The organism is Mesorhizobium sp. LSJC280B00, assembly GCF_000502835.1.
Lineage (GTDB): Bacteria > Pseudomonadota > Alphaproteobacteria > Rhizobiales > Rhizobiaceae > Mesorhizobium.
On the sequence record NZ_AYVL01000024.1, the window covers coordinates 61,558 to 87,941 of the forward strand.

Sequence of the window (26,384 nt, forward strand, 5' to 3'; positions counted from 1 at the left end):
ACCCGGAGAGGTAGTCCCATGTTCGCAAAGACCCTTACCGCCCTCGCAGCCCTGACCGCTGGCGCCGCAGTAATCGGCTTCCCGGCTCGCGCCGAAGACAAATCAGCAACGTCGATCGTGCAGTTGCCGACCGCGGGCGGCACCGTCGCGCAGGAAGAGGGCAGCTTCTCGCTGAACAACAACACGGGATCGGCGAACTTCACCCTACCGCTACCCACCCTGCCAACGCGCGGCCAGTTCGGGCCGCAGATGAGCCTCACGTATAGCCAGTTCGCAGGCGATACGGGCAACGGGCTTGGCATCGGTTGGCAGTTCAATACCCAGGCAATCGCCGTCAATGACGATCTCGGCACGGCCGTTCCAGGCACCAAACCGGGCGGCGATTTCTTCTCTCGCTTGTCGTATATGGGCGCGCGGCTCATCTTTCTCGGAAACCAAAACGGCGTCTGGGAATACAAGCCCGAATACGCCGAGGATTTCGTCAAGATCCTCTACCACACCGGTGCGTTCGACGTCATTTCGCTCGACCTCGAGGGCGGCCTGCACACCGACACCGTCCCCTCCGGCTTCGAGGTGACCAACGCCGACGGCACGCGGCTGATCTTTAGCGGCGATCCCTCCGTAGCGGAGGGCAATTTCGACATAGCCAAGCCCTACGTCACGAAATGGCCGCTGGTACTGCAGCTCAACGCCAACCGCGAAGCCATCCGCTACGACTACCAGCGTTTCGGTGGACGCAGCTATCTGACAAAGGCCAGCTTCGCCGGCGGCCAGAGCAGCTATCAGTTCGACCTGATCGAGACGCAATCGACACTCGTCAGCCACACCAATGGCAGCAAGCAGGAGAACGCCCGGCTCTACGGCAAGGTAACGGCCAAGTTCAAGGACACCGTCTACGCCCAATGGTGCATAGGATATGTCGGCCGCGATACCAGTGACACGTCGAAGTTCGTCGTCCGGGCGCATCCGGACTGCCTGGCGAAGGCTCAAGCCGACCTCACGCCGCTCATCGACGCGCAGTCGGTCAATGTGCTCGACCAGCTGCGCGTGCTTTACCGGTATGGCGACACCAGCGGCTCGGCCTTGGCGCAATCGACACTGAAGCTCCCGGATATCCATTTCGGCTATTCGTCGTGGACAAGTGCCGAACTGGCATCGCGCCCCGTCGTGTTCGAAGCGCCGAAGATGGCGTTCGCCGGCGACATCCCGCCGCAGAATTTCGAGTTGGCCGACCTCAACATGGATGCCCTGGTCGACATCGTGCAGACCAAGGATGACGGCGCGACCGTGCATCTGGGCAGCGGCGACCTGAACAGCGCCTTCGGCGACACAACCCAGCTCGTGCTGTCGCGTCCGACCGAGGCTGGACTAATTCGTCAGATCACGCCGCGGCTCACCGACAATCGCTTCGCTTTTGCCGATATACTGGGCGACAGTTTCGTCGACATCGTCGAAATCGAAGACGGGCTGATGCATGTCTATGACGGCAAGGCCGACGGGACCTTCCCCTATCTCGGCCGTTCGATCCCGCTGCCCGGCGTCTCTCCCACGACCTTCGCGGGCGGCAATGGCCGCTTCGCCGACCTCAATATGGACAGCCTGTCCGACATCGTCACGACGCGCCTCAATGCCGATGGCCGCACCGAATGGCGGATATTGCTCAATCTCACCCGGCGCCAGCCCGATGGCGGTTATAGCGTCAATTTCGGCGGGCTGACCAAGGCGTTCCCATTCAACAGCCAGGACGGCCAGATCCTGGGTCGCAACAATGTGCGGATGGTCGACATCAACGGCGACCGGCTGCCCGATCTCGTTGTCATCCGTCCAGCCGACCAGGGCTTCTGTCTCTACGAGCACCAAGGCAACATCTTCTCGACGGACCCGAATGCGCTCCTGTTTGGTGACGCCGCGATCAACGACCCGGTCTGCGGTCATGGCACCTTCTCGAAGATAGGCGGCATGCAGCCCGGCGATAGCATCGCCACGATGTGGTACATCGACGCCAATGGTGACGGCATAATCGATTTCGCGTCGATGGGCGAGCGCACCGACCAGATGCGCATCTGGCTCGGCTTCGGCGACGGGACCTACCTGAAGGATCCGCTCAGCATCGCGCTCAATCTGCGGGTTCAACTCGGCACGTCGACGCAGACCTTCGCCTCGCGCGTCGCCGACATCGACGGCGACGGCCAGACCGAAATCATCGTGTTCCAGAAGCCGTCCGGCGACGAGGTGAAACCGGTCGTCGTCATTGACTTCAATCGCACCGACACGATGCAACTCGTCAAGGCCAACCTGCTCACTGTCGTCGACTTCGATTCCGGCCGCCGGCACGACATTCGCTATGCGACCTCGATCGACGAGATGCTGCGCGACCGCGCCAACGGCCAGCTGACGCGCAACTTGCATTTCCCCGTTGTCGTCGCCAAGCAGCTCGTCACGTCGCAGGGCATACCCGGCCAGGTTCGCGCCCAAGTGCAGACGGACGAATATTTCTACCACAATCCATTCTATGATGTGATCAATCGCCGTTTTATCGGCTTCTCGGAGGTCGAGAAGGTCGCTTACGGTGACGAGAACGCGGCCGGCCAGCGCATCACGCAGCGTTCAAGCCTCGATCGCGAACAGTATTACACCTTCGCGGAAACGGCGGCTGACCTGAACCTCGCCGGCAAACTGAAGATCCGCAAGACCTATGAAGTGAAGTCGGAGGCGACGCTCGTCGCGAGCGCGGAGACAACCGAGACGCTCGATCCGTCGGCGGCGGCGCTGCACTCGCTGTCGACCGCTACGCGCAGCCAGAAGCTGCCGACGACCGGCATGATGCTGAAATGCGAATCGTCGGTGTGGGAGGCGTTTTCGCGTGGCGACGGCTCGTCCTATCTCAGGAAGGTCAAGGAGACGCTGACCGACTCCGCCGGCGAGGCCGAACAGCAGGACGTGGCCGATCCCGAATGTAAGGATCCGGTCAAGACCCAGACCTATGCCGGTTTTGACGAATTCAACATGCCTGCGTCGGAGACGGTCAGGGTGCGCGACATTCTGGGACCGGAGAGCCTGACGGTTCCCGGCTTCAGCCGTACGACCCAGACCGACTACACCCAGTCGCGCGCCGATCTGGCGGCGCTCGGCATCATCAACGCGGCGTCCGAGCGGCGTATCCTGGCTGGGACCCGGCTGCTCAGCCGCGAGAGTTTCACCTACCTGCCAAATTCCGGCGGTCGGATGGGGTCGCGAACGCTTGAGGTACTGTCGGGACTTGGCGCGCTGCCGCCCGCGCTCGAACAGTTCCGCAACGCCAGCCGTAAGCTGGCGAAGACTATGGGTTACGATGTTTTCGGCAACAGTATTTCGATCGCCGACGAACTCGGCATCACCGAGTCAGCGATCTACGACCCAACCGGCACCCTGACGCTCAGCCACACCAAGCTGTCGGGCGGTGCGGCCGAGCTCGATCAGACGACGAAAATGACCTATGATGGGCCGCGCCAGGGCGCCGTGGCGACGACGACCACACCCTTGGGCATGGTCGTGATGAACAGCTACGACGCTCTCGGCCGCAAAACCCGGGAAACCGCCACGGACGGTGCCGAACGCTTTTACAGTTACAAGATCGGCGAGCATGGGCTGCCGTCGCTCATCCTGACGGCGCGCCGCCGCTATGCGGGTGTTGCCGAGACACCGGAAGGCGAGAGCGAGTTCATCGCGGACCTCGCCGCCTACGACGCGCGCAGCGAAAAGGTCGCCGAACTTGAAAACGTTGCCGAGGGCGGCGTCAGGGTCTTCAATTTCTCACTCTACAACCGCAACGAAAAACAGACCTTCCGCTGGACGCCCTTTGTGGTGACCAGCTTCGGCGGCGTTGACGATCTCAACCTGCAGAAGGTGTTCGACCTTGGCGATGTTCCGCGCCCCGATCGCGAAATCGGCAATGCCTACACCTATGACCCGGCCGGCCGGATGGTCCGCGAAACCCATCCGTCGGGCAAGGTTTCCGACATGATCTTCCGACCCTGGGGCACGCTCACGGTCACGACCTACAACGACCAGTTCGACGGCACCGTTCAAAACAGCGAGTATTCGCTGAGGAATGAGAACGGCGTGACCGCTTCCATCGCCAGCGACGGCAACGGCACGACGCATATTTCGCGTTTCGTGCGCGATTCCTTCGGCTACCTGAGCGAAATCTGGCTGCCGGGCGAGATGACGCCGCGGCGGCTGATCTACAACTCCGTCGGCGACATCGAATTCCAGTCGATCCCGGGAATGGGCGACCGCTACGCGTTCTACGATGCGCGCGGTCGCCAATCGGTGGTCGCCCGCGTCGGAACCAACGGTGAAACGTCGGTCCAGACCTACACCTATGACTTCCTGAACCGCAAGCTCACCGAAGCCAATGACGGCGTTTTGCACCTCGAATACGAGTATGACAGGGGTGTCGAGGTCGCATCCGCAGCAGGGTTCGAAGCGCCGATCGTGTTGCCGCTCGATAAGACGACGCAGATCACCATCCATGATCCCAACGGCGCGTTCGATGCAATCCAACGTTACGCCTACAACGCCAACGGCCGCATGGTTGCCCATGAGGTGGAGATTGGCGGCGCGAAATACGCCGACCATTTCCACCACACGCTCGACGGCCGCATCGACTCGTCAGAAGGTCCGCGCGGACTGGCCTCAAAGTTCGCACTCGGGCCCGACAAAAATCTGAGGTCTGTCACTGTGATGCACCCCGACTTTTCGGAACCCCAGAAGATCATCGAGAACATCACCTACAATGCGGAATCGCGCATTGAACGGGTCGACTATCGCCTCGGGGCGTTCACGCAACTGACCTTTGATCCGGCGACCCTGTTCCTCACGCATATCGTGACGCAAGCCGGCGGAAAGTCCTTGCAGGACCTCACCATGACCTTCAACTCCAATGGCTCGATCACCCAGATCGCTGACACATTGGCGCAAGGCGTCGGCAACGAGGGGCATGTCGATCGGTCGGGAACGTTCCACTACAACTTCAAGAACGAGCTCGTCCGCATCGACCGCTATGGACGGCCGGCCGACTTCGCTTACTCGCCGGCGGGGACGTTCGTCCGCAATGACGAGCTCGAACCCGGCGCGGCGATCGCGCCGGCGTCCGGTTCCGCGACCGGCCTTATTCCGGCAGGAACCGCGGCCAAGCCCTACACCTTCGACGGTTTCGCCCAACTTGCGAAATCGCCGACCCTGACGGGAACGGTGTTCGATATCAACGGACGACTGATCCGCGCTCAGACGGCCACCAATGAAGTGCTTTACGGCTACGACCAAACCGGGCGCCGCCTCTACAAGAAAGTAATTCCGGCGAACGGGCCGGAACAGGTCTACCTCTACCCGGTAGACACGTTCGAGATCGGACCTAAGGGCGAAGAGAGCTACGTCAACCTGGCGGAGGCCAAGCTTGTCCGCCTGGAGCACGGCACCGGCAAATGGTTCTACTACCTGAAGGATCACATTGAGAGCAGCGACTATGTCATCGCCTCGAACGGCGTGCCGGTCGAGCAGATGCTCTACAAGGCATACGGCACCGAACATAAGCCCGAGACATTGTCCCCGGCCTGGGCCAGGCACCTGACGGATGTCGCGGCCGACGTCCCGCGCGAGAAGACCCATCACCGTTTCACTGGAAAGTATCTCGATGACGATACCGGGCTCTACTACTATGGCGCCCGATATTACGATCCGGCGCTCGGGCGCTTCATCTCGCCCGATCCGCTCTATGTCGGCGACCCCGAGCGGTGCACGGGTAATTCGACGGCATGCAACCTGTTTGCCTACGCCAACAACAACCCGATGGCGTTCATCGACCCGACCGGCCTGAAGGAGATCGTCGCCGGCGACGCGGCCTACCGGCGGCAGGTCGAAGAGGACATCCAGCGAGTCGATCCGACCGCACGGGTCGACAGCAAGACTGGCGAGGTATCGCAAAGCTGGCTGCATGGCGCCTGGCTGGACGTGAAGAACTTCTTTGTCGGATCCAACTCCTTCGACAGCGGCCGCGAGCTGATGCGCCGGGTCATCGCCGACCCACAAACCACGACGATCCAGAACGAGCCGGGCGTCACCGCGGCCCGCAACAAGGATCCGTTGGGGAACCCGGAAACGACGAAGGGCGACGTGATCATCGGCTATGACCCGGCTGCGTCGCGCACGCGCACGTCTGTCGAGTTCGACAAGTCCTCGGGAACGACTGCCTCCAATCCGGCGGATCCTGGCATCGTGCTCGGTCATGAGCAAATCCACGCCACGCACCGCATGGCCGGCCAGCATTCGGGGTTCAAGGATGCGCCCTACATAGGCCTCGATGGCAAGTCATATGCTTATCGCAACGAGGAAGCACGTACCATCGGTGTCGGCGGCACGCGTCGACCCGACGACATAACGGAGAACCAGTTGCGCGACATGCTCGGCATTAAGCCGCGCGTCCATTGGTAACCGAGACCGCGACCAAGGATGGAGACTTTGACATGCGACGACTCCCGAAGCTTCCGGCGATCCTCGCCGGTTCCGTGCTCATGTTTGCGGCAGCGGCGGCGGCGCAATCCATGAGCAAGCAGCTCAAGGAACCGCAGGCCGTGCCGCTCGATTTCCTGACATGGATCGACCGCGATCCGGCCTGGCTGCAGCAACAGATGGCCACGCTCGGCGCCGCCGGCGGGGTGAAAATCGGCAATGACATGCTCGAAACAACAGACCTGGAAGCGTTGAAGGCGGTTAACCGCATCCGCGGCTTCGCCTACCTCGCGGCGAAGGGATTGAACCCGCCCTATTTTGACCTGTCTGTCGCCGGCGCGGATACGACCGTCCGATGCGTCACCTCGTATCCCAGGGGCATCGCGCCCGACATCGGGCCGATGGACTTCGCGAGGACGTCGTTTCCGGCGGAGGCCGCCGACCAAACTCAACTGAAATCCTGCACGGTCGCAGGCAAGAGCGGAGACTATGCCGAGCTTGAGCGGGCGGCCTTTCGCGATCGTTATTTTAACGCGTCGGGCACATTGAAGCCGGAATTCCGAGACTTGGGCGACGATCCTGCTTTCAAGGCCAAGGCGATCGACGAGGGCTTCTTCCTGACGACGGAGGACTATAGCGGCCTGCTGCAGCTGGACCTGCGGTAGGCAGCTGCGACGTAGCAAGCAACACCTGGCGCCGGCGAAGGGCTAGACTAGTATTGTCCACGTGCTTCGTGGGGGCCGACCAGCGCCAGCACCAGCCAGGGCTGGTCTTTGTCGCCTTCTTCGCGCCCTCCCGGTGTGCCAATGCCAGAGATAGGAATAACAGAAGACGTGTCCGACTTTGGTTTTGGCCCAGAGAGCTCGTGGTTGAGATAGTCGGGACTCGGCTCCATGCGGAGGCTTCGACCGCAGCGATATCGTCCTCGCTGAGCTCCGCTATCAGCTCGACCCGCCTGTCGCGCTTCAACAGCCAGACAAAAACCTCGTAGGCCAGCAGCACGGTGCGCGTGCGGCCGTTTTGGTGATGACGACCGGATTGCGGAACAGAGGTATCCTGATAAGCGCCGAAGTTTTTCGAGACGGCGGCGGCGGTGACGGTGGCGGTCATCGGCGAGACTGCTTTATTCCGGAATAGAGGCGCTTTTCGCGCTTTCCGCGAGTGTCTGGCGCCAACCAAATGGAAACGAGCCCGTGACAAGGCTGCTTGCAAGATCCAGCTGAAATCGCCGCGAGACGGGCTGAAGCCGTCTACGCGCTCAACTGCGTGCCGTCCTTCGACCGCCGGGATTTTCTAGCCGGAGTTTTGACCGACGACGACCACGCCGGCTCGCTCCCAAAAACAACAAGGCCCACTCTTGGGGGCCTTGCCGTATCAACTCTGCTGTCGGCCCTGCCCTCAGTTTCCCATCATCTGCTTGGCATTTTCCGGCGTGATCGCGGTCGTGTCCACCGTCACCGTCGGCTCCACCGACGAAGCACACTCAAGCAGGATCTTCTTCGACATCTCGATCGCTTCTTTGGCGCCGGTCGGGTAGGTGAAGGTTGCCGCCCAGTCGCCCTTGGCCACGGCCTCGATGCCGCCGGCCGGACCCGGCAGGCCATCGGTGCCGATGATCTTGACCTGCTTGCCCGCACCCTTCGCTGCGAGCAGCGCACCAGCCGCCATCATGTCGTTCGAGGCATAGAGCACCTTGATGTCCGGGTGCGCTTGCAGCATGGCGGAAAAGGCGGTTTGGGCTTTGTCGGGCACCCAGTCGGCGGCCTGCTCGGCCACCACTTGGATTTTGGCATTCTCCTTCACACCGTCCTTGAAGCCGTTGAGTCGCTCCACCGCCGGCGTTGAACTCGGCAGGCCTTCAAGCACCGCCGCCTCGCCGCCTTCCGGGAGCAGGGTCTTTGCGGTGTATTTGCCCGCTTCGAGCGCGATCTTGTAATTGTCGCCGCCGATGAAGGCGGTGTAGTCCTTGCCGGGGTCGCCTACCGTTTTGCGGTCTAGCTCGATGACGGGAACGCCGGCATCCATCGCGCGCTTCACCGCCGGTGTCATGGGCGCTGCCTCGAAGGGCGAGATCAAGAGCAGATCAACTTTCTGGGTTATGAAGTTGTCGACCTGCGAGGTCTGCGTGTTGACGTTGCCGGCGCCGTCGGCGATCTGAAGCGTGAACTGCGGCACTTCCTTGACCGCCGCGGTCAGCTCGTCATTGACATGCTGGCGGTAGGGCTCGGCATTGTTCGCCTGCGAAAAGCCGATGATGAACTGGCCGTCCTTGGCGCAGGTCTTGACCATCGGGTCGGCCGCTTGGGCAGCACCCGCCATGCACAGGCAAGAGCCTGCTAGAAAGGCGACCTGCAGGGCGCGCCTCGATCCTTTTTCCATCGTTGTCATGCTTGCTCTCCTCCTCGTCGGGCCTAGGGCCAGACCTTGGTTTCACGGTCTTCCAAATGCTGCCGCCGGCCTCCTATCGTCCCAAACCCTCGCGGCGGCGAACGAGGGATTGAAGCACTGCCGCCAGAACGATGATCGCGGCGGTCGCGAGCAGCTGCATGGCGGGGGTAATGTTGTTGAGCTGAAGGATGTTGGCGAGCGCGCCGAGCATGATCGTGCCAGCAACGGTGCCGACCATCGAGCCGGCGCCGCCGAACAGGCTGGTGCCGCCGATGACCACGGCCGCGATGGCCGTGAGCTCATAGCCCATACCGTCATTGGCGCTGCCGAAGTTGAACTGACCGGCATGCACGATGCCGGCAAGGGCGGCGGCAAATCCGGTAATGGCGTAGACCGAGATCTTGACCATCGAGACCGGCACGCCCGAAATACGCGCCGCTCGCTCGTTGCCGCCGACGGCAAAGACATAGCGGCCGAAGCGCGTGGTATTCAGTACCAGGGTAGCAATAGTGGCGAAGGCGATGAAGACAATGGTCGCCACCGGCACCGTGTTGTTGAACAGGCGCTCGCCCAGCACCGCGAAGACAGGTGGCGCCAGGCCGGGCCCGTCGCCATAGGAAATATTAATGTACTGATTGCCGGAAACGACCAGCGCGAGACCTCGCGCCGCCTGCAGCCCGGCGAGCGTGACGATGAACGGCTCGAGCCGAAAGCGGCTGGAAATGGTGCCCTGGATCATGCCGAAGACGGTGCCCATTACCAGCACGGCGAGGATGGTCGGGATAAGCCCGAAGCCGCCGGAGATCATCATCGTCGCGGTGACGACGCTGGAGAGACCAAGCACTGCGCCCACCGAAAGGTCGATGCCGGCGGTGATAATGACGAAGGTCATGCCGATGGCGATAATGCCGGTCTCCGACACCGCGCGCACGATGTTGGCCATGTTGTCGGGCGCAAGGAACAGTATCTCGCCATGGCGCCTCGGCGAGAAGATGACGCCGCCGATCGCCACCAGCACCAGGCCGATCAGGCTCTGGAAGCGCACGATCAGCGCGAGTGGATCGCGATGCTTTGCGGCCGGTGCGGCCAGCACCGGACCGCTCGCAACCGAAATCTTCTGCTCGGACATCACGCATCCCTGCCATTTGCCGCTGCCATCACGGTGTGCTCGTCAACGCCACCGGTGAATTCCGCTACATTGCGCCCCTGGCGCAGCACCACGATGCGGTCGCACAGGCCAATCAGCTCCGGCATTTCGCTGGAGGCAACCAGGATGCCCAGGCCTTGTGCAGCCAACTGCCGCAGCCGCTGATAGATCTCGCCCTTGGCGCCGACATCGACGCCGCGCGTCGGCTCGTCGAGCAGCAAGAGCCGGGGATTGCCAAGTATCTCCTTGGCCAGCACCACCTTCTGCTGGTTGCCGCCGGACAGCGCGCCGACCGCGACGTCGGGATTCTTCGGCCGAATGTCGAACTGGCCGAACGATTGTTTCACCGCCTGGGCCTGGCGGCCCGGCGACATCAGTCCGCCCGGCGATATTCGCCGGACCACCGACATGACCAGGTTGAGGCCAACCGCCATCCTCAGCATTAGGCCACTGCCACGGCGGTCGTCGGTGACGAAGGCGATGCCGGCAATGCGCGCGGCTCTGATGGAATCAAGCTTGACCGGACGGCCGGAAATGGCGACCCCGCCCTCCCAGTGGCCGGAAAGGCCGGTGCCGTAAAGCGCGCTCAGGAGCTCGGTGCGCCCTGCCCCCATGATGCCGGCCAGCCCGACGATCTCGCCTTCATGCACCTCGAGTGAAAGCCCTGTCGGGGCCTGCCAGCCGGCGCTGTCGCGCGCTAGCCGGAAGCTGGCATCGCGCAGGCTGAGCAGAGCCCGGCCGACGGCCGTGGTGCGCTGGGGATAGAGTTCGTCCAGTGGGCGCCCGACGAGCAGCCGCACCAGTTCGGCCTGCGGTGTGTGCGGATCGGTGATGCCGGCTACACGTCCGTCCCTCATCACCGTCACCCGGTCCGCGATCTGCGGCACTTCCTCCAGACGGTGGGAGATATAGACGATGCCGACGCCACTGGCGGCGAGCTTGCGCATGATGTCGAACAGCCTCTCGACCTCGCCCACCGTTAGGGCCGCCGTCGGCTCGTCCATGATCAGGACCCGCGTCGCATAGGACAACGCTTTGACGATCGCAACGACCTGGCGTTGCCCGATCGAGAGGTCGCCGACTAGCCTGGCGGGATCGATAGCCAGTTCGATAGCTTCCAGACGCTTGCGAGCTTCGCGGCGCATCCGCGCCACATCGAGCAGTCCGCCCGAGCGCATCAATTCGCGGCCAAGGAAGAGGTTTGACGCCACATCGAGCGTTGGAACGAGATCAAGCTCCTGAAAAATGGTCGCAATTCCGGCCGTCTGCGCCTCGCGCGGGTTGTTGAACCGCACCGGCTTGCCGTCAATCTGGATTGTACCTTCGTCGGGTGCGTAAACTCCCGACAGCAGATTCATCAATGTCGATTTGCCGGCGCCGTTCTCGCCCAGCAGGGCGTGGATCTCGCCTGGCTTGAGATCGAAATCGACACCGCGTAGTGCCTGGACGCCGCCGAAGCGTTTCACGGCCCCTGTCACCGATAGAAGCGGCGCGCTCATGCCGGCCTCCCGCAGGATTGGCGGGCATGCAGCGTCGCCTGAAGCCGCACCGAGCGGGGCTCTGTATCCGTTGATGCAATTCGGGCGCTAAGCAACGATGCGGCCTGCCGCCCGATTTCGGTGCAAGGCTGCGCAATAAGGGTCAGTCGCGGCTCAAAACAATCGGCCCATTCGAAGTCGTCAAAGCCGACAAGTGAAAGATCCCGAGGTATTGCGAGACCTTTTTCGCGAACCGCTCGGACCGCTCCGATCGTCGCCATATTGTTGCCGGTGACCAACGCCGTAGGCGGCGAAGCCAATGACAACATCGCGCGGGTCGATGCCGTAGCGCTCGCCGTGTCGACGTTGCCTGGCGGCAGATATTCCGACACGTAGGCAAGTCCGTTAGCCATCAAAGCTGACTTGAACGCATTGATACGTTCGCGAGTCGTAGCAAGGCCCGGCTGCCCCGCAATGAACCCAATCCGCTGGTGGCCGAAGGATGCGACGTGATCGATAAGAGCCCGCATCGCAGATTGGTTCTCCACGCCGATCTGGTCAAATCGTTCGTCGGCAAACCGGTCGATCAGAACGCAGGGAACCATTTTCTCGGCAAGGTAGTTGGTGGCTCGCTCTGGGGCACCCGAGGGCGCCAGAATAACGCCGTCAACACGTCGTTGATGGAAGGCGCGAACGACCGCAAGCTCCCGATCAGGATCGTCCTGCGTGTCGGAGAGGAAAACCATGAGGCCAAGACGCGCGCATTCCGCTTCCACGGCACAGATGATGTCAGTGAAATACGGGTTCGAGATCGCCGAAATCGCCAAGCCGACGCTGTTGGTTGAAGCGACCTTGAGAGAACGCGCCAGCGCATTGGGCTGATATCCAAGCAAAGCAATCGCTTCGTTAATGGCTTTCGACTTCGCAGGCGAGACAAAGCGCGTGCGGTTGATCACATGGGACACCGTTGAGACCGACACGCCGGCACGACGGGCTACCTCAACCATCGTTGCCATTGCGGCTCAAACGGAGTGCTGCACGCAAGCGCTCCTCCCTGATGTTGCGCTTTAAGCCCGCTCTGTCCTGGCGGGTATAATAACCATAGTGTCATCAAAACGTTTGCGCAATCGATTCGATGGGCGTTTTTTGATCTGATCAGACTATTGTTGTCTAGAGTGGAGCAAAGCAGACACACGACGTCCGCTCCCCTCACCACTCGAATTCTGTGGGCACGATTTTAGAAATGGTGCGCGAGCAGATTGCCAAACCCGTTGGAAAGATCATGGTCCCGAGAGATGGTTCAATCTGGCGTCGCGCGATGATCGGGCATAGCGTCGCATCAGGAATTCTCGCCTCTGCCAACCTATCTTGCCGGCTGATTCATCCGTTCACTGGCGGTACTGGCGGAACATCGTCGGCTATTTCCTGCCTGAGCCTTGGTCCTTTGCTCAGCCGGCGACCGAGCGCATCGACGAAATTGTCATAACGCTGCAAACCCTTCGCGCGGGCTTCGGCCTGAGCGGATTCCGGCAAGGCTGGGGTCGAGTTGAGCCAAAACCGGACGAACAATGCTAGCGTCTCAATAGCAATTCCGACGTCACGCTCGACACGCTGTACGCGTCGATCGATCTGGTCGAGACGGCGAGTTATCGCCGCTTGCTTCCGCTCTTCGGCATCCGGCGACAGAAACGATGCGAGCGCAGCCTCGGCGACCAGTGACAGCGAGACCTCGCGCCGCCCAGCGTAATCGGCCAGTCCGTTCATCACGTCAGGATCAAGATAGGCAGACAGACGTTTTTTCTTCGCGTTCTTCATGGGCTCAAAGCTCAATGCCATCACTGGGGTCAAGAGCGGCCTGACGTGCTGCGCGCCTCATAGCCTGATCGACACCACGACGGCGCATGGCGTCATCGTCGGGCTCGTCCCGGTCAAGATCGAACTCATCGTCGCGCTGTGTTGTTCGCTCCGGTGCGATGTCCTCATGTTCGGGAAGCTCGGGCTGGCGGCGGATGCCGCCATTGGCCGGATCGTCGTCCTGCTGATCCTTGGCGCGCCACGATTTTTGAGGATTGCCTTCCGGCTCAGCAAAGACTGTCGTTCCGGTCCAGTCGTCAGAGCGAGCGTTTTGCATGCTCTCTCCGGCTTTCGGTGGCGGCAGGACACGCTCGGCAAGCCGCTGATCGGCGAAGTAGCGTGCCTTCTTCGCTCGGATTGGGAACTGGCCCGAGATCATGACGATTGCGTCGGTGGGCGGCAGCTGCATGATCTCGCCCGGCGTCATCAGAGCGCGCGCCGTTTCCTGCCGCGACACCATCAGATGCCCGAGCCAGGGCGACAATCTGTGGCCGGCATAGTTTTTCATGGCGCGCAACTCGGTCGCGGTCCCCAAAGAGTCTGAGACGCGCTTGGCTGTCCGCTCGTCATTGGTGGCGAAGCTTACCCGTACGTGACAATTGTCAAGGATGGAATTGTTCGGTCCGTAGGCCTTCTCGATCTGATTGAGTGATTGTGCGATCAGGAACGACTTGATGCCATAGCCGGCCATGAAGGCCAGCGCGCTTTCGAAGAAATCAAGCCGGCCGAGCGCCGGGAACTCGTCGAGCATCATCAACAGACGCTGTCGATGATCCTTCGCATGGAGATCTTCCGTCAGTCGGCGGCCGATCTGGTTAAGCACGAGGCGGATTAGCGGCTTTGTGCGGCTGATATCCGATGGCGGCACGACCAAATAGAGGGTCGTCGGCCGTTTCTCCTCGACAAGGTCGGCGATCCGCCAGTGGCAACATGAGGTCACCTTGGCCACAACCGGATCGCGGTAGAGGCCCAGAAAACTCATGGCCGTCGAGAGCACGCCGGAGCGCTCGTTTTCGGATTTGTTGAGCAGTTCTCGGGCAGCCGACGCCACGACCGGGTGCGGGCCGGCATCGCCCAAATGCCGGGTCAGCATCATGGCGCGCAACGTCGTCTCGATTGGCCTCTGTGGATCGGAGAGGAAGTTCGCCACGCCGGCAAGGGTCTTGTCTTTCTCCGCATAGAGCACATGCAGTATGGCGCCGACCAGCAGCGCATGGCTGGTCTTCTCCCAGTGGTTGCGGCGTTCCAATGTGCCTTCCGGGTCGACCAGGACATCTGCCACGTTCTGCACATCTCGAACTTCCCGCTCGCCTCGTCGCACCTCCAGCAGAGGGTTATAGGCCGCGGATGCGGCATTGGTCGGATCGAACAGAAGCACCCGGCCGAAATGTGTGCGCCATCCGGCCGTCAGTTCCCAGTTTTCGCCTTTGATGTCGTGGACAATTGCCGAACCCGGCCAGGTCATCAGCGACGGCACGACCAGGCCAACACCCTTGCCGCTTCGGGTCGGCGCAAAACACAGCACGTGTTCGGGACCGTCATGGCGTAGATAGTCGTGGTCGAGCTTGCCGAGCACCACGCCATCATGACCGATTATGCCTGCGGCTCTGATTTCGTCTCGCGTCGCCCAGCGTGCCGAGCCATAGGTCGCGGAGTCCTTTGCCTCGCGCGCGCGCCATACCGACATCCCGATCGCGGTGGCGATCGCCATCAGGCTGCCGCTTGCCGCAATCGCCGCGCCCTCAACAAAGACCTTCGGCGCGTAGGCGTCATAGAAAAACCACCACCAGAAGAATGCCGGCGGGGGATAGATGGGCTGTCCCGCCAGTTCGAACCAGGACGGACCGAGTTGGCTCTGAAAGCCGAGCCGCCATGCCGTCCATTGTGTCGCTGCCCATGTTGTCACGAGGACGAACCCAAGGGTGGTGAGGACCTGTCCCCACAAAATCTTGGATGCCGGCACTTGTCGTTTCTCCGATCTGAATAACCCGAACAACGAAGAAAGACCGAGTGTCGAGATATGCAAGGGGAAGGAGTTGTCAAAAGCGGCAGGACGTACTGTGAGATAGAAAGACTTGCAGAATTCGGTCGGGGACCTTCTTTGGAAAGTATTTCACTTGGGCAGAGAGATCAGAGTCGGGTCGTTGCCATTGCGCCACCATGGAACAATCGTGACTGTTCTCATTCTGGTGGTCGTGAAGGAGATCAACTAAATCGCAGATCTGCACAACTATCCCACTTGCGCCTCGAATGGGAAAGGGGTCCGACACCTGGCACATGGAACGTCCGGCCCAGAGCCGCTCGATCTCTTGTGCCCGATCGCACTGTCTGCCGACGACCTGATCACGTGCAGCCGCGCATAAGATCCGCAAATTGCAAGATGATCGCGGCTGCGGTGGCTATTTGTCGACGAAAGCCGGCTGCAGGACCGTCGCTGGTTCTCAATGGAGACTGCCGCAACCGCGCCAAAGCGCGACGTTATCGGGAAAGAATCCGTGCGTTGGGTTTAGCTCCGCTTCGCAGCGCGCTGGAGGAGCGCCTACGTCGATTCGGATCCGACGCTCGCAAGCCGGCAATGCTGGAAGACCTAGCTGCCAGCCGCCGGCGCTGGGCCGCCCTGCCCGTGCTCGATGCTCGCAGCGCCGACGAGATCATTGGGGGCGCGGCCAGCAAGGACGCTTAGTGCGCAATCGATAGGACCTCCTCGCAACCCCGTTTGGACATGGACTTGGAATGGCTGAAAAATGCTCTCGACAGCCGTTATTTGGACTGGCGCGCGGCAGCGATGGCCTGCAAGAGATTAATGCTGCTCATGTCAGGTTGACTGGATGCGGCAACAGCCAGTGCTGCGGCATCGGCCATTTTCGCGACGTCGTCGCTGCTGATGGTTCCGCGCTTTTCCAGCAGGTTTAAAAGTTCGACAACGAGAAGGAAGGCGTTCACGCCATACCGTTCGGCTCTGAGCTCGAATTCGCCCCGCGCCAGTTTCTCCGAGTCTGCCTCGACCCTTTTGTCCATGATTTGGTCGCCTCCCGTCGCGGCAAAGCTATCATAAATTAACAACGTGTTCTAAACCCTCCTCCATCTGAAAAACCCGCCGTGCCCATGAGCACGGCGGGTTGATCAAGCGTTGCGCAAGGCCTGGTGCTGGCAGATCTATAGATCGATTGCCGCCCGACAGCCTATCAAACACGCTTCGCCCCCCGCCGCCGCACTTGGTAACGGCGGGCTTCTCCTCCCCAAATCGTTCAGGTCACTGGATGACTTTGACGATCTTGCGTGTGCCTGGATCAACGACAACGGTCCGGTTGTCGACGACGACGTAGCGGTATTTGACGTTCGGGACCTCATGAAGCTCGACTGTGTCGGGCAGGGTTGAGCCGATATTGAGCTCCACTCCAGGAATTTTCACCGAAGCGAGTGGCTGCTTTTTCACATATTCCTTAATCACCGTCTCCTGTTCCGGGTCGATCACCACGTCCTGAGCGGCGGCAGCACCGACACCAGCCAGCAGCAGAAATCCCGCGGCTGCGGTGGAAAGACGCATTCTCATAGCTATCTCCTTGTGAGCTCTCTTGCACTGGGCGCGAAACTTTGCGCCAAAGCTCCCCCAGACATGAAGCTTGTGCAGACGTTCCTCACTGAGCCTTCGGTCTGGCCGTGCATAGGACCAAAGTCTGCGCTGCAGCGCGCAATAGCCCCGCACATGCAGCCACCCGGAGCTGTGTCTGTTCGTACTCGTTGGCGTCGCTCAACGGAGGAGCCTATGGAGAACAGTGTCCACCAAGCTCGCTGGCTGCTTGCACCGGTTTTCGCCGTCTCCATCACCTTCTTGGTGATAGGAATGGTTGCTAGCTGATGCTCGCTAGTCAGAAATGACGCTCCAACAGCCCCGAATTTGTATCTGCCCAGAAAAGTCCCTTCCTGCGCTGATAGGATCCGCCCGCCATTCCTCGATTGGCGGACGGATCCTCATTTCCCAGCTGCGTCGGATGTCGAGTGAGTAGGAACGGAAATGGACGAGAACAAAAGCAATCGAGACTCGTTCACTTGTTCGACCGAGGCCGCCTGTCGGTCGATGCGCTTTATGAGGTGGAACATTTCGCGCGGGAAAATGGCGTGTTGCCGAGCCAGGTCAGCAAGCTGATCAAAAAGAACGGCAACGACCGTCTGACCCTCACCAAGGCAGTGAAGAGCTGCGAGATCGGCATTGAAAAACCCGCCGCACTCTACAGCACGACGGGTCGATCGATGCGCCGAGCACGGGGGCGTGGGCGCTGGGGTGGGCTGTGCCCGGTGCGACCGATCGTAAAAAACGATACGTGCGCGGCTGCTTGGCGTCTACCAACCGCCAGTTGGGGACAATTTTCGTAGCCGGTTGGGGCGGACAATCATTGCAAATGTCCTCCTTTTACATACCGTTCACTAGTTCATCCCGACGGGCGCTAATTTTGATCACCAGTGACGGCCTTTCTGAAGCATGGGGGTTCCAAAAATCCCTTTCAACAGGCCGGTTTATACCCGTCCGATCCAGAGCTTCGCCAACGCGTTTTCGACCAGGTTTGGAGTGACGAGGTCGGCAGACGAACGCCGTGCGTCGCCAGGAAAGGAGCCGCGCTATTGTCGCCGATCTCGAACCTTGGCTGCGCGAGAAGCTCGGCCTGATCAGCCACAAGACAAAGCTCGCCGAGACGATCCGCTACACTCTCACGCGCTGGGAGGGCCTCTCGCGCTTCCTCGACGACGGTCGCATCGAGATTGACAGCAACACCGTCGAGCGGGACCGAACAATCGACGCCCGCCTGCAGCAGCTCCATGGCAGCGCTGTGCCTCAAAACATGGGGCGGCAAAGCGTTCGAAACGCAACCGGAAGGTGCCCATTGGTCCAAGCATGGCGTCGTCAGCAGCGTGAGAGTGGCGATATCCGTGTATGAGAGCAGAGTTGAAGGCACGGTCAAACACTAAAAAAGCCGGCGCCGTGTGGGCAAATTGGACGTCCATTGCCGCAGCAATTTCGGTCATGATGGGAGCAATTATGGCCGGGGCTATCTTTGCCTCTCCCCCCTTCCCCTGGCCTCCAGAACCTGCGAAACTTCGCCATGCGGGCAACATATCACCATGGCGACAAATAAAAACCCCGACCGAAGCCAGACGGCTGTTCTGAGGCCTACCGCTTAACGCACATCCGCGGTTCCGCTGTGCCGCAGATTTCACCTATGCCGCAATCGAGATCGCGACTGCAGGGCGGCGGCATCTGCGGCGGCTCCAGCACGATGAAGGGCGTCATCACCTTTTCGCCGGGCGCAACCAGCTGCGGTGCTGCCGCTCCGGCGGGGCCAAGCGACCGGATATAGCGGTAGAGCGAGCGCACGTCGGTTTCGTCCATCTTGCGGAGATTGTACCAGGGCATTGGCGGCGCTGCGTCGAAAAAGCGGGCAATGCGCACGAACTCATCTTCGCCGTCGTCTGCCACCATGAGCCGCAGGTTGGCCGGATAGCTCGTCCCCCATGGACCCCGAAAACCGATGTTGCTGCCCTTGAGCGCCTTCTCCGGGTCGATCTTCCCGCCGCTTTCCCGATAACCCATGGTGTGACAGTCGTGGCAGCCGCCGGTAATCGAGACGTAGAGGCCGCGTTCGACCGAAGGTTCCTCGGCGCGGGCCGGGATGTGGGCGAGCGAGAAAAGCACGGCACTGCACAGCAAAACGATCGTGCGCATGGCATCCCCCGAAGCAAATGCGGAAGAGAGACTATCAAGCCTAGCATCACCCGGGCAAATGAAAAACCCCGGCCGGGGCCGGGGTTCTGAGTGAAACGTGGCGGCTCGTTATCTCACGCCAGCCGCACTGGATGGCTGGCTGAAGCGGATGGAGGTGGACAGCGGCCAACGTGCAGGGGTTCCCCACCGAAATGACGGAGCGGATGAAGGCTCTGGAGCGGGAGAACCGGGAGCTTCGGCAGGCCAATGAGATCCTGCGGAAAGCATCCGCTTATTTTGCCAAGGGGGAGCTCGACCGCCCGTTCAAAAAATGATCGCCTTCATTGATGATCATCGTGGCGACTACGGGATCGAGCCAATCTGCAGGGTTCTGCCGATTGCCCCGTCCACCTATCACGCGCGTGCGGCACAACACCACGATCCTTCCCGCCTGTCATTGCGGGCGAAACGGGATTTAGCTCTGAAGCCGGAGATCACAAGAGTGTTTGCAGAGAACTTCGCCGTCTATGGCGTGCGCAAGGTGTGGCGGCAATTGAAGCGCGAAGGCTTCGATGTGGCCCGCTGCACCATTGAACGATTGCGGGAGACCGGGCTGAACGGCGCCATCCGCGGCAGGCCGTTCAGAACCACGATCAGCGACAAGGCCGCGCCCGGTGACGTCGTGATCGGGCCGACTGGTGCGGTCAAGGTCATGGTGGCGACGAGGCCAGTCGACTTCCGGAATTACGTGGAGCGTCTGATTATGCGGAGTCCGCAGCGGCAATTGCTTGCCGCCTGCGGTATTTGAGCAGCGATCACTCGACATAATCTGCCGATCGGCTGACGGACTTCAGCACTGCCAGCAGCCTGGCGGGAGTGCGGAAGCGACCCGACTTGAGCGACGGTGGCGCCATCGCGGCAAGCGGTCGGCTCGGCCCGCAGGTAGATTTCAGTGCTTTGGAGGCTGGCGTGACCGAGCCAGAGCGAGACTTTGCGGACATCCCGGGTCGCCTGCAGCGTGTGCATGGCGCAGGTGTGCCGTCTATGTCGACCAAGACATAAGCGGCACACCGCCGCCGTGGAATTGCTGCAGGCGGGTGTCGATTGCTCGGTCATTGCCCTGTGGCTGGGCCATGAGACGATGGAAACGACGCTGATCTATCTTCACGCACATCTTGAGCTGAAGGAATCCGCACTCGCCAAGCTGAAGCCGTACGAACGCGCCAAAGCCGAGCGATTTCGACCAAACGACCGGCTTCTGGAATTCCTGAACGCCCTTTGAGCATGAGAACTATGCCGAGTGTCAACGACTGGCCTGCGGCCAAACGGCGGGAGAAGCACGCTCTGGCCGCCATGGTGAAAGAGGCACTCGGCATAGTTCGACGGTCGGCACAAACATGCAAACTTAACGGCATCGAGCCGCTCGGCTATCTCGCCGACGTCCTCACTAGGATCGTCAACGGCTATCCCAACAGCCGAATCGACGATCTCCTGCCATGGGCCTACGTCACCGCACCCAATCTCAAGGCCGTGATCTGAATTCGGGTGATACGCGGCCTCGCCAGTTCATTCGGCTAGTTCAAGACCCCCCTGAACTCGCTCCTCGATCGCCTTCAGGAAATGGTCGGACGTCGATGTCCATCCAAAGAGTATCTGCACGAGCGTGATCGAGGCATCATGATTGCTCCTTGAGGCGTCCCAGGAGATGGGCTCGCTAGTGCAATCCGTTAGCAGTATGCAGTGATAGTCCCTGAAGAAGGCATCCCGAATTGTCGACTCCACACACACGCTGGTCGTGCATCCTGTCACGATGAGGTGTTTGATGCCTGCGGTCTTCAGAACAGAATCGAGTTCGGTCTCGTAGAAACCGCTGAACCGCGTTTTGTAGAGGACGACATCCCCTGCCTCTGGCTTGAGGTCGTTAACGATATCTGTTCCCCAGGTGTCGCGGATCAGAATCCGGCCCTCGCTACCGTCCGGGGCTGTCATGCTCTCACGACCCCAAAGATCTGGAGATGTCGGATAGGTTGGGGGCGTCCGATGTCCCAAGGTCCGAGAGGTCGGAATAATACCCCATCTTCAGATAGACGATGGGCACTCTCAAATTGCGAGCGGCAGCTATTACGCTGGCAGTAGGGTCGACAGCCCGTTGAATCCCGGAGATATCGATTCCGGCTCTGTCGAACATTCCACCTTTGGAGCCGAAGTCATTTTGCATGTCCACCACGAGAACTGCAGCGTTAGCGGGATCAATTGAAATAGGTTGAGGCTTCGCGTCTATGACAAGTGGCTGCATTTTTATCCTCCCACCAGCATGAGGGTCGCTCTTTGCGCCCTTGGTTATCATGATCGGCCACCTACATCGCGTCAACAAAAGGGGGAGCTACATCCTGCTTGGGAGCCCCAGGAACAGCGGTTATACTGCTGCGCGGGGCAATGAAGTCGATCGGCTGGCGATGCCGGAGCGTGCCGGCTTGCTCCGTCGCGCAGCAGCGACGATCAAATCCTATTGTGACGACATCGGCTATTCCGGAACGCCAGCCAATGACACCGGCTCTGACGACGTCGTCTTCGATCTGGAATCGATTGGGAGCATTGTCGAGATTTTTCCGGCCCTGAAGAGCGGAGATCGGCCAATGTCCGCTCTTACCCATTCCTGCCCGACAGTTTGCGCCCAAGCCATCGCGCTCATTGGCTAATCGCGGCACCGTTCACCGCCCGCACAGAACTCTTACTACTACCAAAAAGAATACGCCGTTAACCAGATTTTCTAACCCGCCAATGCTTAATCGCGAGACTGAATGGGTGAGGTGATCGGTGTCAAACATAAGGGCGTTTCCGCTGTATCGGCGGCGGAAGTTGGTCGAGGGAGTTGCCCGCGTGCTGGAATCCAAGAACGGCGAGGAGGCGAATGCGTTCTGGCGCAGCACCGCCAAGACAATTCTCGTTCAGTTGTCCGAATCAGGAATTGCACCCGGGCGCGCCGAACAGGAAATTGGAACGCTTCTTCATGCCGTCTTACGCGAGATAGCCAGCCGGAGTGCTGCGAAACGCACACACTAGCGTCGACTCACGACGAATGATTGCCGCTTGCAGACTCGACTAGGCTTCGCACATGCTACTGCACTGCTCCCGTCGAACGCCAGGTTTCTCACCCCTCATTGCAATATGCGCAGCCGAACTGGCTCGGCCAAGCCGGTTTCGGCAAAAGGCAGGCAGCTAGCGCGGCTCCCGCCCAAAAAGCCGGTTTCGAATATTTCATTGTTTACTCCAGCTGGCACGTGCCCGGTGGCAGCCAGCTGGAAACCTGGCGGAGCCAACCAATTGAGATCGTGAAACACTCCACTTACGCCAACGGTTACGCTCGCTGCCTATCGCCGCGCTGGCCCTAATCACCGTCCGTCGCGGTCTATAATGGGTCGGCTGGCTGCTCCGCGTCGCAATGCTGAATGCCGAAGGACTGGCGCGGCCATGGACGGGCAAGCGCAGGTCCTGATGCGATGTTTGGTGAATCCGGTTTGCTGGGCTTGCATTCCATGGTGGCTCTATCGGCTGGAATAAGCTTCTGGCGGGCAGTGTCCGTTCGAATGATGCTTTTGCGTTGCCTTGAGCGCAAGTTTTTGGCCAGCCAGCCAGCGCCTCCTCTTAAGCATGCTGCTGGTCAAGGCCCAGCGGCCTCTAGCTGCTAGTCCCCCCTCAACCAAGCCGCTGGGCCATACCCGCTAGAGCGAAGCGTGCTGTCTCGCACATTAGCAATCCCTTGCTTAAGGCCGTGCACGCTCCAGACTCGTTTCATGAAGCGGGGAATTGGAATTGGTGACGTGGTCGCAATCACCGCGACTGATCAGCGATCCGCCAAATTGGCGGCAAATCCATTGGAAAGCGCGCCAGACCGAAGCTATACCGCGCGGTTAGCCGGTCCCCATCGTCCTGCCACTCGACAGCGCTGGCAATAGAGCACCAGATCCCGGTCAATACAGCCGCCCTACCCTTCGCAAGACGGTCGATGAGGGCCTGGATATCTATCCCTATTCGGCCGCACCTAAGTTCCAGATGTCCCGATGCAGGCGCCATGTCCCGTCGTCGCCCTTTCCAGACGACGAGATACTTGCCCGCGACGGTGGAGAGGGCGCCGCCTTTGCTCGGCACACCGAGCGTAAATGCGCCAACTTCGTAGGCGAGATTCCCGCTCCCTTCCACTTCCAGCGCCCTCAGGGTGAGATTCTTCATCCCGGCCTTGATTGCGCCCTGCCAGAATTCTTCCACGCCCTTGCGGTCATCGACGCGTTTGCCGTCGGGTGGCAGCAGGGCGGCATCGTCGGTATACATTTGACCTACCGCTGCTGCGTTTCCGCTGTTGAAGGCGTCCATGAATTTTACCAACGCCGCTTCGATGTCCTCACGAGCCGAGTGGGCGGCCGCAGACAATGCAGACGAAAGAAGCAGCACAGCAGCAAATGCAAATGACTGAACCAGTCTCATTTCGTCCTCCCTTGCGTGCCCGACATGGCCACCCGATGAATAGCGCCGACCCGAGGGCGCCGCGGCGTTCGATGGCCAGGCGCGGATTATATTAGACTTATCTGATATGACGGCGCAAGCGCAGCTGCGACCCTCTGAACGACCAGCGTAGCAGCTGCCGGAGAGCTTCAAAGCGGCGGCTACCGCCTCACTGTCCTCCTCGTCTCGACGAAAGAGTTCGTTCGAATGATGCTTTTCCGTGGCTTTGCTCGCAAGTTTTCGTCAGCCAGCACAGGGCCTCCTCTTACGCTCGCTGGTCGTCAAGGCCCAGCGGCCACTAGCTGACAGTCCCCCCGCAGCCAAGCCGCTGGGCCCCTCGACGTGGGGAACGAGCATTGGAGACGATGTCGCGCTTTCCGTTACAGCCCGAAGGCGGGTGACAGATGACCGCGTCAGCCTCTCCACCCCGAGCTACGATTTCACGCATTCGATCAGGCACAGCTCTCTCGGGCTAGCGCGCCAAGCATGAGTCAGCTCCCGAATGAGCAGGTGCCGCCCAGTTCAGCTTCGGCCCTTGCGCGCGCAAAGGTATTGGGCGAGATCGATCGGCAGTCCGGTCGGCAAATTGGGGCAGCGATGGCGAGATTGAATGCCAGGAACTTCCCTTCGGTGCCGCTTCGTCGATCTGTTTGCCGAGAAGACGCGCGCGCTGCGTGCCGCCCCCCATACCGCAGAGAACTCACTTCAGGTCACACACACACACACGACGCCACCGAGATCCTGCATCACTTTTCTACTCCGACGCCGCCACGTCACCAAGATCAGTCGCGAGCGTGATCGCGGCTATCAAATCGGGATCGCGCACCGGAGCGCTCTATGAGTGAGCCCCGAACGGCGCGCTCGAGCAATCCGGCTCGACGTAAGGCGGGCCATCTGTGCCGGCCTCGTGACTAAGAGACGGGCGAATGGCGGTTCCTGGACTCACCTTTCTGGTCTGAAGTCGCTTCCTTGAGCCGGTGGCGGAGTTCTTGCTTGATCGACTTCAGCACCGTTTTAGAATCGGTTTTCGGAAAATTTGTCTTGTGGCATCAATTTTCATGGGATAGGATCATTTTTCATAGGTTTTGGCCGACTAAACCAAAATTCGATGGAAGGATTCGCTTTTCATGCCTGCGGTGCAACAGCACCAATTTTCAGGTCCTGTTACCGTTTTTCAGGAAATCCGCCTTCCTGAAACGGCGACCCCGGCCGGGTACAGCGCCCTGATCGGAGCCTACAGGCTCGCCGCGCCCTTGCCCCGTAGGTTGTTCGCCACTGGCGAGCATCATCGCATTACCGAACGGGAAGGCTGGCGGATCATGACCCCCCGCCATGCCCCAAATCCTACCCTCGAAGGCCACCTGACCTTTGCGCTCAAGTACGAGGGACTGGACCTTGCCGTCCTCAAGCGGCTGTTCCAAGTGACCGGTCCCGCGCCGATCGAGGCGCTGGTCCGTGAAAGCCCGACCGGCAGTTATGCCCGCCGCATCTGGTTTTTATATGAATGGCTGAGGGGCGCGCGTATCGATCTGCCGGACGCGGAGGCCGGACGATACATTCCGGTTGTCGATCCCGAGCTGCAGTGGCCCGGACCCGACAAGACCGCTTCGCGCTATCGCGTAAGGGACAATCTCCCCGGCACGCGTGAGTTCTGCCCTCTGGTGTTCCGCACCAAGATTCTCGAAAAATTCATCGGCCTTGAACTACCGCGGCGCGCGGAGGCAATCGTAGCGGACGTGCCGCGCGACCTCCTTGCTCGGACCGCCGCCTTTCTTTTGCTCAAAGACTCGCGATCAAGCTATGCGATCGAGGGCGAGCACCCGCCGCAAGATCGCATCCAGCGCTGGGGCCGCGCCATCGGCGAAGCCGGCCGCTGGCCGATCGATCGCGATGAGCTGCTGCGTCTGCAAAGAATTGTACTTGGTGACGCTCGTTTCGTAAGACTTGGCTTCCGAAAAGAAGGAGGTTTCGTCGGTGAGCATGACCGAGACAACGGCACGCCCTTGCCCGATCACATCAGCGCTCGGCCCGAGGACCTGCCGCGGCTAATCGATGGAATGGCGGCGTTCGATCAGGGCCCCGCGCAAAAGCTTGATGCAGTCGTAGCCGCCGCAATCCTCGCCTTCGGCTTTGTCTACATTCACCCGTTCGAGGACGGAAACGGCCGCATTCACCGCTACCTAATCCACCACGTCCTTGCCATGCGCGGCTTCAATCCGCCGGGAGTGGTCTTTCCCGTCTCGGCCGCGATCCTGGACCAGATCAACGAGTACAGGGGCGTGCTCGAGAGCTATTCGCAGCGCCTTCTGCCGTTGGTGGAATGGGAACCGACGCCGCAATTCAACGTCCGGGTGCTGAATGACACCGGTGATTTCTACCGGTTCTTCGATGCAACCCCGCACGCCGAATTCCTCTATGCTTGCGTTCAGCGGACGATCGAACGGGACCTTCCCGAGGAAACCGCATTTCTGCAGCGCTACGATCAGTTCCGGCAGCAGGTGGACGCCTTTATCGACATGCCCGAGCGGTTGACCGATCTGCTCTTCCGTTTTCTTCACCAGAATGATGGACATCTATCGAACCGCGCGCGCGAAAAGGAATTCGCCGCGCTGACCAGTGACGAGGCAGGAAGAATCGAGGCGATCTACGCGCAAACCTTTGGTGCCCATTGAAGGTGTGATCATCAGGATTGATTTTTAGTCCGACGGTTTGCGATTCCCTTGTCCCTGCCTTCATCTCCGACGCTTGACTTGTCGCCGAGACATGCACGATTTTTTCCGCACGGTCTGACCGGCCGCCGATCAGCCGCGGCCAGAACGCGCTTGACAAA

General features: G+C 60.6%; 18 protein-coding genes, 6 pseudogenes and 1 other annotated feature. Of the genes and pseudogenes, 11 read left to right on the forward strand and 13 right to left on the reverse strand.

The features are described 5' to 3' along the window. Positions 1-18 precede the first annotated feature (18 nt). The gene (locus X773_RS65910; RefSeq protein ID WP_023679182.1) at positions 19-6,471 is read left to right on the forward strand and encodes an RHS repeat-associated core domain-containing protein; all 6,453 of its coding nucleotides are present in this window, start codon (positions 19-21) and stop codon (positions 6,469-6,471) included. Further along, the gene (locus X773_RS65915) at positions 6,465-7,154 is read left to right on the forward strand and encodes a hypothetical protein (RefSeq protein WP_156937420.1); all 690 of its coding nucleotides are present in this window, start codon (positions 6,465-6,467) and stop codon (positions 7,152-7,154) included. Before X773_RS65910 ends, X773_RS65915 begins: the two co-directional genes overlap by 7 nt. Before the next feature lie 194 nt (positions 7,155-7,348). Here the strand turns inward: X773_RS65915 and X773_RS78380 are convergent. The 7 genes and pseudogenes from X773_RS78380 to X773_RS65945 all read right to left on the reverse strand — a co-directional run. Continuing rightward, a pseudogene (locus tag X773_RS78380) lies at positions 7,349-7,599 on the reverse strand (type II toxin-antitoxin system Phd/YefM family antitoxin); the annotation flags it as partial. 288 nt (positions 7,600-7,887) lie between these two features. Next, complete coding sequence (locus X773_RS65920; RefSeq protein ID WP_023679184.1) at positions 7,888-8,877, reverse strand: substrate-binding domain-containing protein; 990 nt, start codon at positions 8,875-8,877, stop codon at positions 7,888-7,890. Positions 8,878-8,950: 73 nt separating this feature from the next. Further along, positions 8,951-10,006, reverse strand: a complete 1,056-nt coding sequence (locus X773_RS65925) for an ABC transporter permease (protein ID WP_031212475.1) — start codon at positions 10,004-10,006, stop codon at positions 8,951-8,953. Continuing rightward, entirely contained in the window at positions 10,006-11,523 is a 1,518-nt protein-coding gene (locus tag X773_RS65930) for a sugar ABC transporter ATP-binding protein (RefSeq protein ID WP_023679186.1), read from the reverse strand. Before X773_RS65930 ends, X773_RS65925 begins: the two co-directional genes overlap by 1 nt. Further along, positions 11,520-12,518, reverse strand: coding sequence for a LacI family DNA-binding transcriptional regulator (locus X773_RS65935; RefSeq protein WP_023679187.1), 999 nt, complete (start codon positions 12,516-12,518; stop codon positions 11,520-11,522). The genes X773_RS65930 and X773_RS65935 overlap by 4 nt, the downstream gene beginning before the upstream one ends. A 364-nt stretch (positions 12,519-12,882) precedes the next feature. Then, a complete protein-coding gene (locus X773_RS65940; RefSeq protein ID WP_023679188.1) occupies positions 12,883-13,317 on the reverse strand; it encodes a hypothetical protein in 435 nt (144 codons plus the stop codon). A gap of 4 nt (positions 13,318-13,321) precedes the next feature. Next, complete coding sequence (locus X773_RS65945) at positions 13,322-15,319, reverse strand: conjugal transfer protein TraG (protein WP_023679189.1); 1,998 nt, start codon at positions 15,317-15,319, stop codon at positions 13,322-13,324. A gap of 534 nt (positions 15,320-15,853) precedes the next feature. Between X773_RS65945 and X773_RS78385 the strand changes: the two are divergent. Continuing rightward, positions 15,854-16,039, forward strand: a pseudogene (locus tag X773_RS78385) (hypothetical protein); the annotation flags it as partial. Between the two features lie 77 nt (positions 16,040-16,116). Here the strand turns inward: X773_RS78385 and X773_RS65950 are convergent. Both X773_RS65950 and X773_RS65955 read right to left on the reverse strand, forming a co-directional pair. Continuing rightward, positions 16,117-16,374 carry a hypothetical protein gene (locus X773_RS65950; protein ID WP_023679191.1) on the reverse strand — a complete coding sequence of 86 codons (258 nt, stop codon included), beginning with the start codon at positions 16,372-16,374 and terminating at the stop codon, positions 16,117-16,119. A gap of 235 nt (positions 16,375-16,609) precedes the next feature. Next, entirely contained in the window at positions 16,610-16,909 is a 300-nt protein-coding gene (locus X773_RS65955) for a DUF1236 domain-containing protein (RefSeq protein WP_023679192.1), read from the reverse strand. A 497-nt stretch (positions 16,910-17,406) separates the two neighbouring features. On the opposite strand from X773_RS65955, the gene X773_RS65960 reads away from it, so the two are divergent. Together X773_RS65960 and X773_RS75090 are read left to right on the forward strand one after the other, a co-directional pair. Beyond that, on the forward strand, positions 17,407-17,730 hold the full coding sequence (locus tag X773_RS65960; RefSeq protein WP_023679193.1) for a DUF3606 domain-containing protein: 324 nt from the start codon (positions 17,407-17,409) through the stop codon (positions 17,728-17,730). Between the two features lie 199 nt (positions 17,731-17,929). Then, positions 17,930-18,137: pseudogene (locus tag X773_RS75090) on the forward strand (transposase); the annotation flags it as partial. A 386-nt stretch (positions 18,138-18,523) separates the two neighbouring features. On the opposite strand, the gene X773_RS65970 reads toward X773_RS75090, so the two are convergent. Beyond that, on the reverse strand, positions 18,524-19,075 hold the full coding sequence (locus tag X773_RS65970; RefSeq protein WP_023679195.1) for a hypothetical protein: 552 nt from the start codon (positions 19,073-19,075) through the stop codon (positions 18,524-18,526). A 148-nt stretch (positions 19,076-19,223) separates the two neighbouring features. On the opposite strand from X773_RS65970, the pseudogene X773_RS0139010 reads away from it, so the two are divergent. From X773_RS0139010 to X773_RS65985, 3 pseudogenes are all read left to right on the forward strand, one after another. Then, a pseudogene (locus tag X773_RS0139010) lies at positions 19,224-19,727 on the forward strand (IS3 family transposase); the annotation flags it as partial. Further along, positions 19,344-19,460, forward strand: a sequence feature (AL1L pseudoknot). It overlaps the preceding pseudogene by 117 nt. Positions 19,728-20,117: 390 nt before the next feature. Next, positions 20,118-20,336 (forward strand): annotated as a pseudogene (locus tag X773_RS65980) (tyrosine-type recombinase/integrase); the annotation flags it as partial. Between the two features lie 110 nt (positions 20,337-20,446). Then, positions 20,447-20,593 (forward strand): annotated as a pseudogene (locus tag X773_RS65985) (transposase domain-containing protein); the annotation flags it as partial. Between the two features lie 27 nt (positions 20,594-20,620). On the opposite strand, the gene X773_RS65990 reads toward X773_RS65985, so the two are convergent. Beyond that, positions 20,621-21,043: a cysteine hydrolase gene (locus X773_RS65990; protein WP_280952130.1), complete on the reverse strand. Its 423-nt coding sequence runs from the start codon at positions 21,041-21,043 to the stop codon at positions 20,621-20,623. Positions 21,044-21,047: 4 nt separating this feature from the next. After that, the gene (locus X773_RS79135; protein ID WP_280952131.1) at positions 21,048-21,401 is read right to left on the reverse strand and encodes an isochorismatase family protein; all 354 of its coding nucleotides are present in this window, start codon (positions 21,399-21,401) and stop codon (positions 21,048-21,050) included. On the opposite strand from X773_RS79135, the gene X773_RS65995 reads away from it, so the two are divergent. Next, positions 21,400-21,753, forward strand: coding sequence for a hypothetical protein (locus X773_RS65995; RefSeq protein ID WP_023679200.1), 354 nt, complete (start codon positions 21,400-21,402; stop codon positions 21,751-21,753). The genes X773_RS79135 and X773_RS65995 overlap by 2 nt on opposite strands. 118 nt (positions 21,754-21,871) lie before the next feature. Then, a complete protein-coding gene (locus tag X773_RS75100; protein ID WP_084641544.1) occupies positions 21,872-22,117 on the forward strand; it encodes a DUF6074 family protein in 246 nt (81 codons plus the stop codon). Between the two features lie 768 nt (positions 22,118-22,885). Here X773_RS75100 and X773_RS66000 read toward each other — a convergent pair. Continuing rightward, positions 22,886-23,536, reverse strand: coding sequence for a DUF4440 domain-containing protein (locus tag X773_RS66000; RefSeq protein ID WP_084641548.1), 651 nt, complete (start codon positions 23,534-23,536; stop codon positions 22,886-22,888). Positions 23,537-24,681: 1,145 nt separating this feature from the next. Between X773_RS66000 and X773_RS66005 the strand changes: the two genes are divergently transcribed. Further along, entirely contained in the window at positions 24,682-26,226 is a 1,545-nt protein-coding gene (locus tag X773_RS66005) for a Fic family protein (RefSeq protein WP_023679202.1), read from the forward strand. The last annotated feature ends 158 nt before the right edge of the window (positions 26,227-26,384 follow it).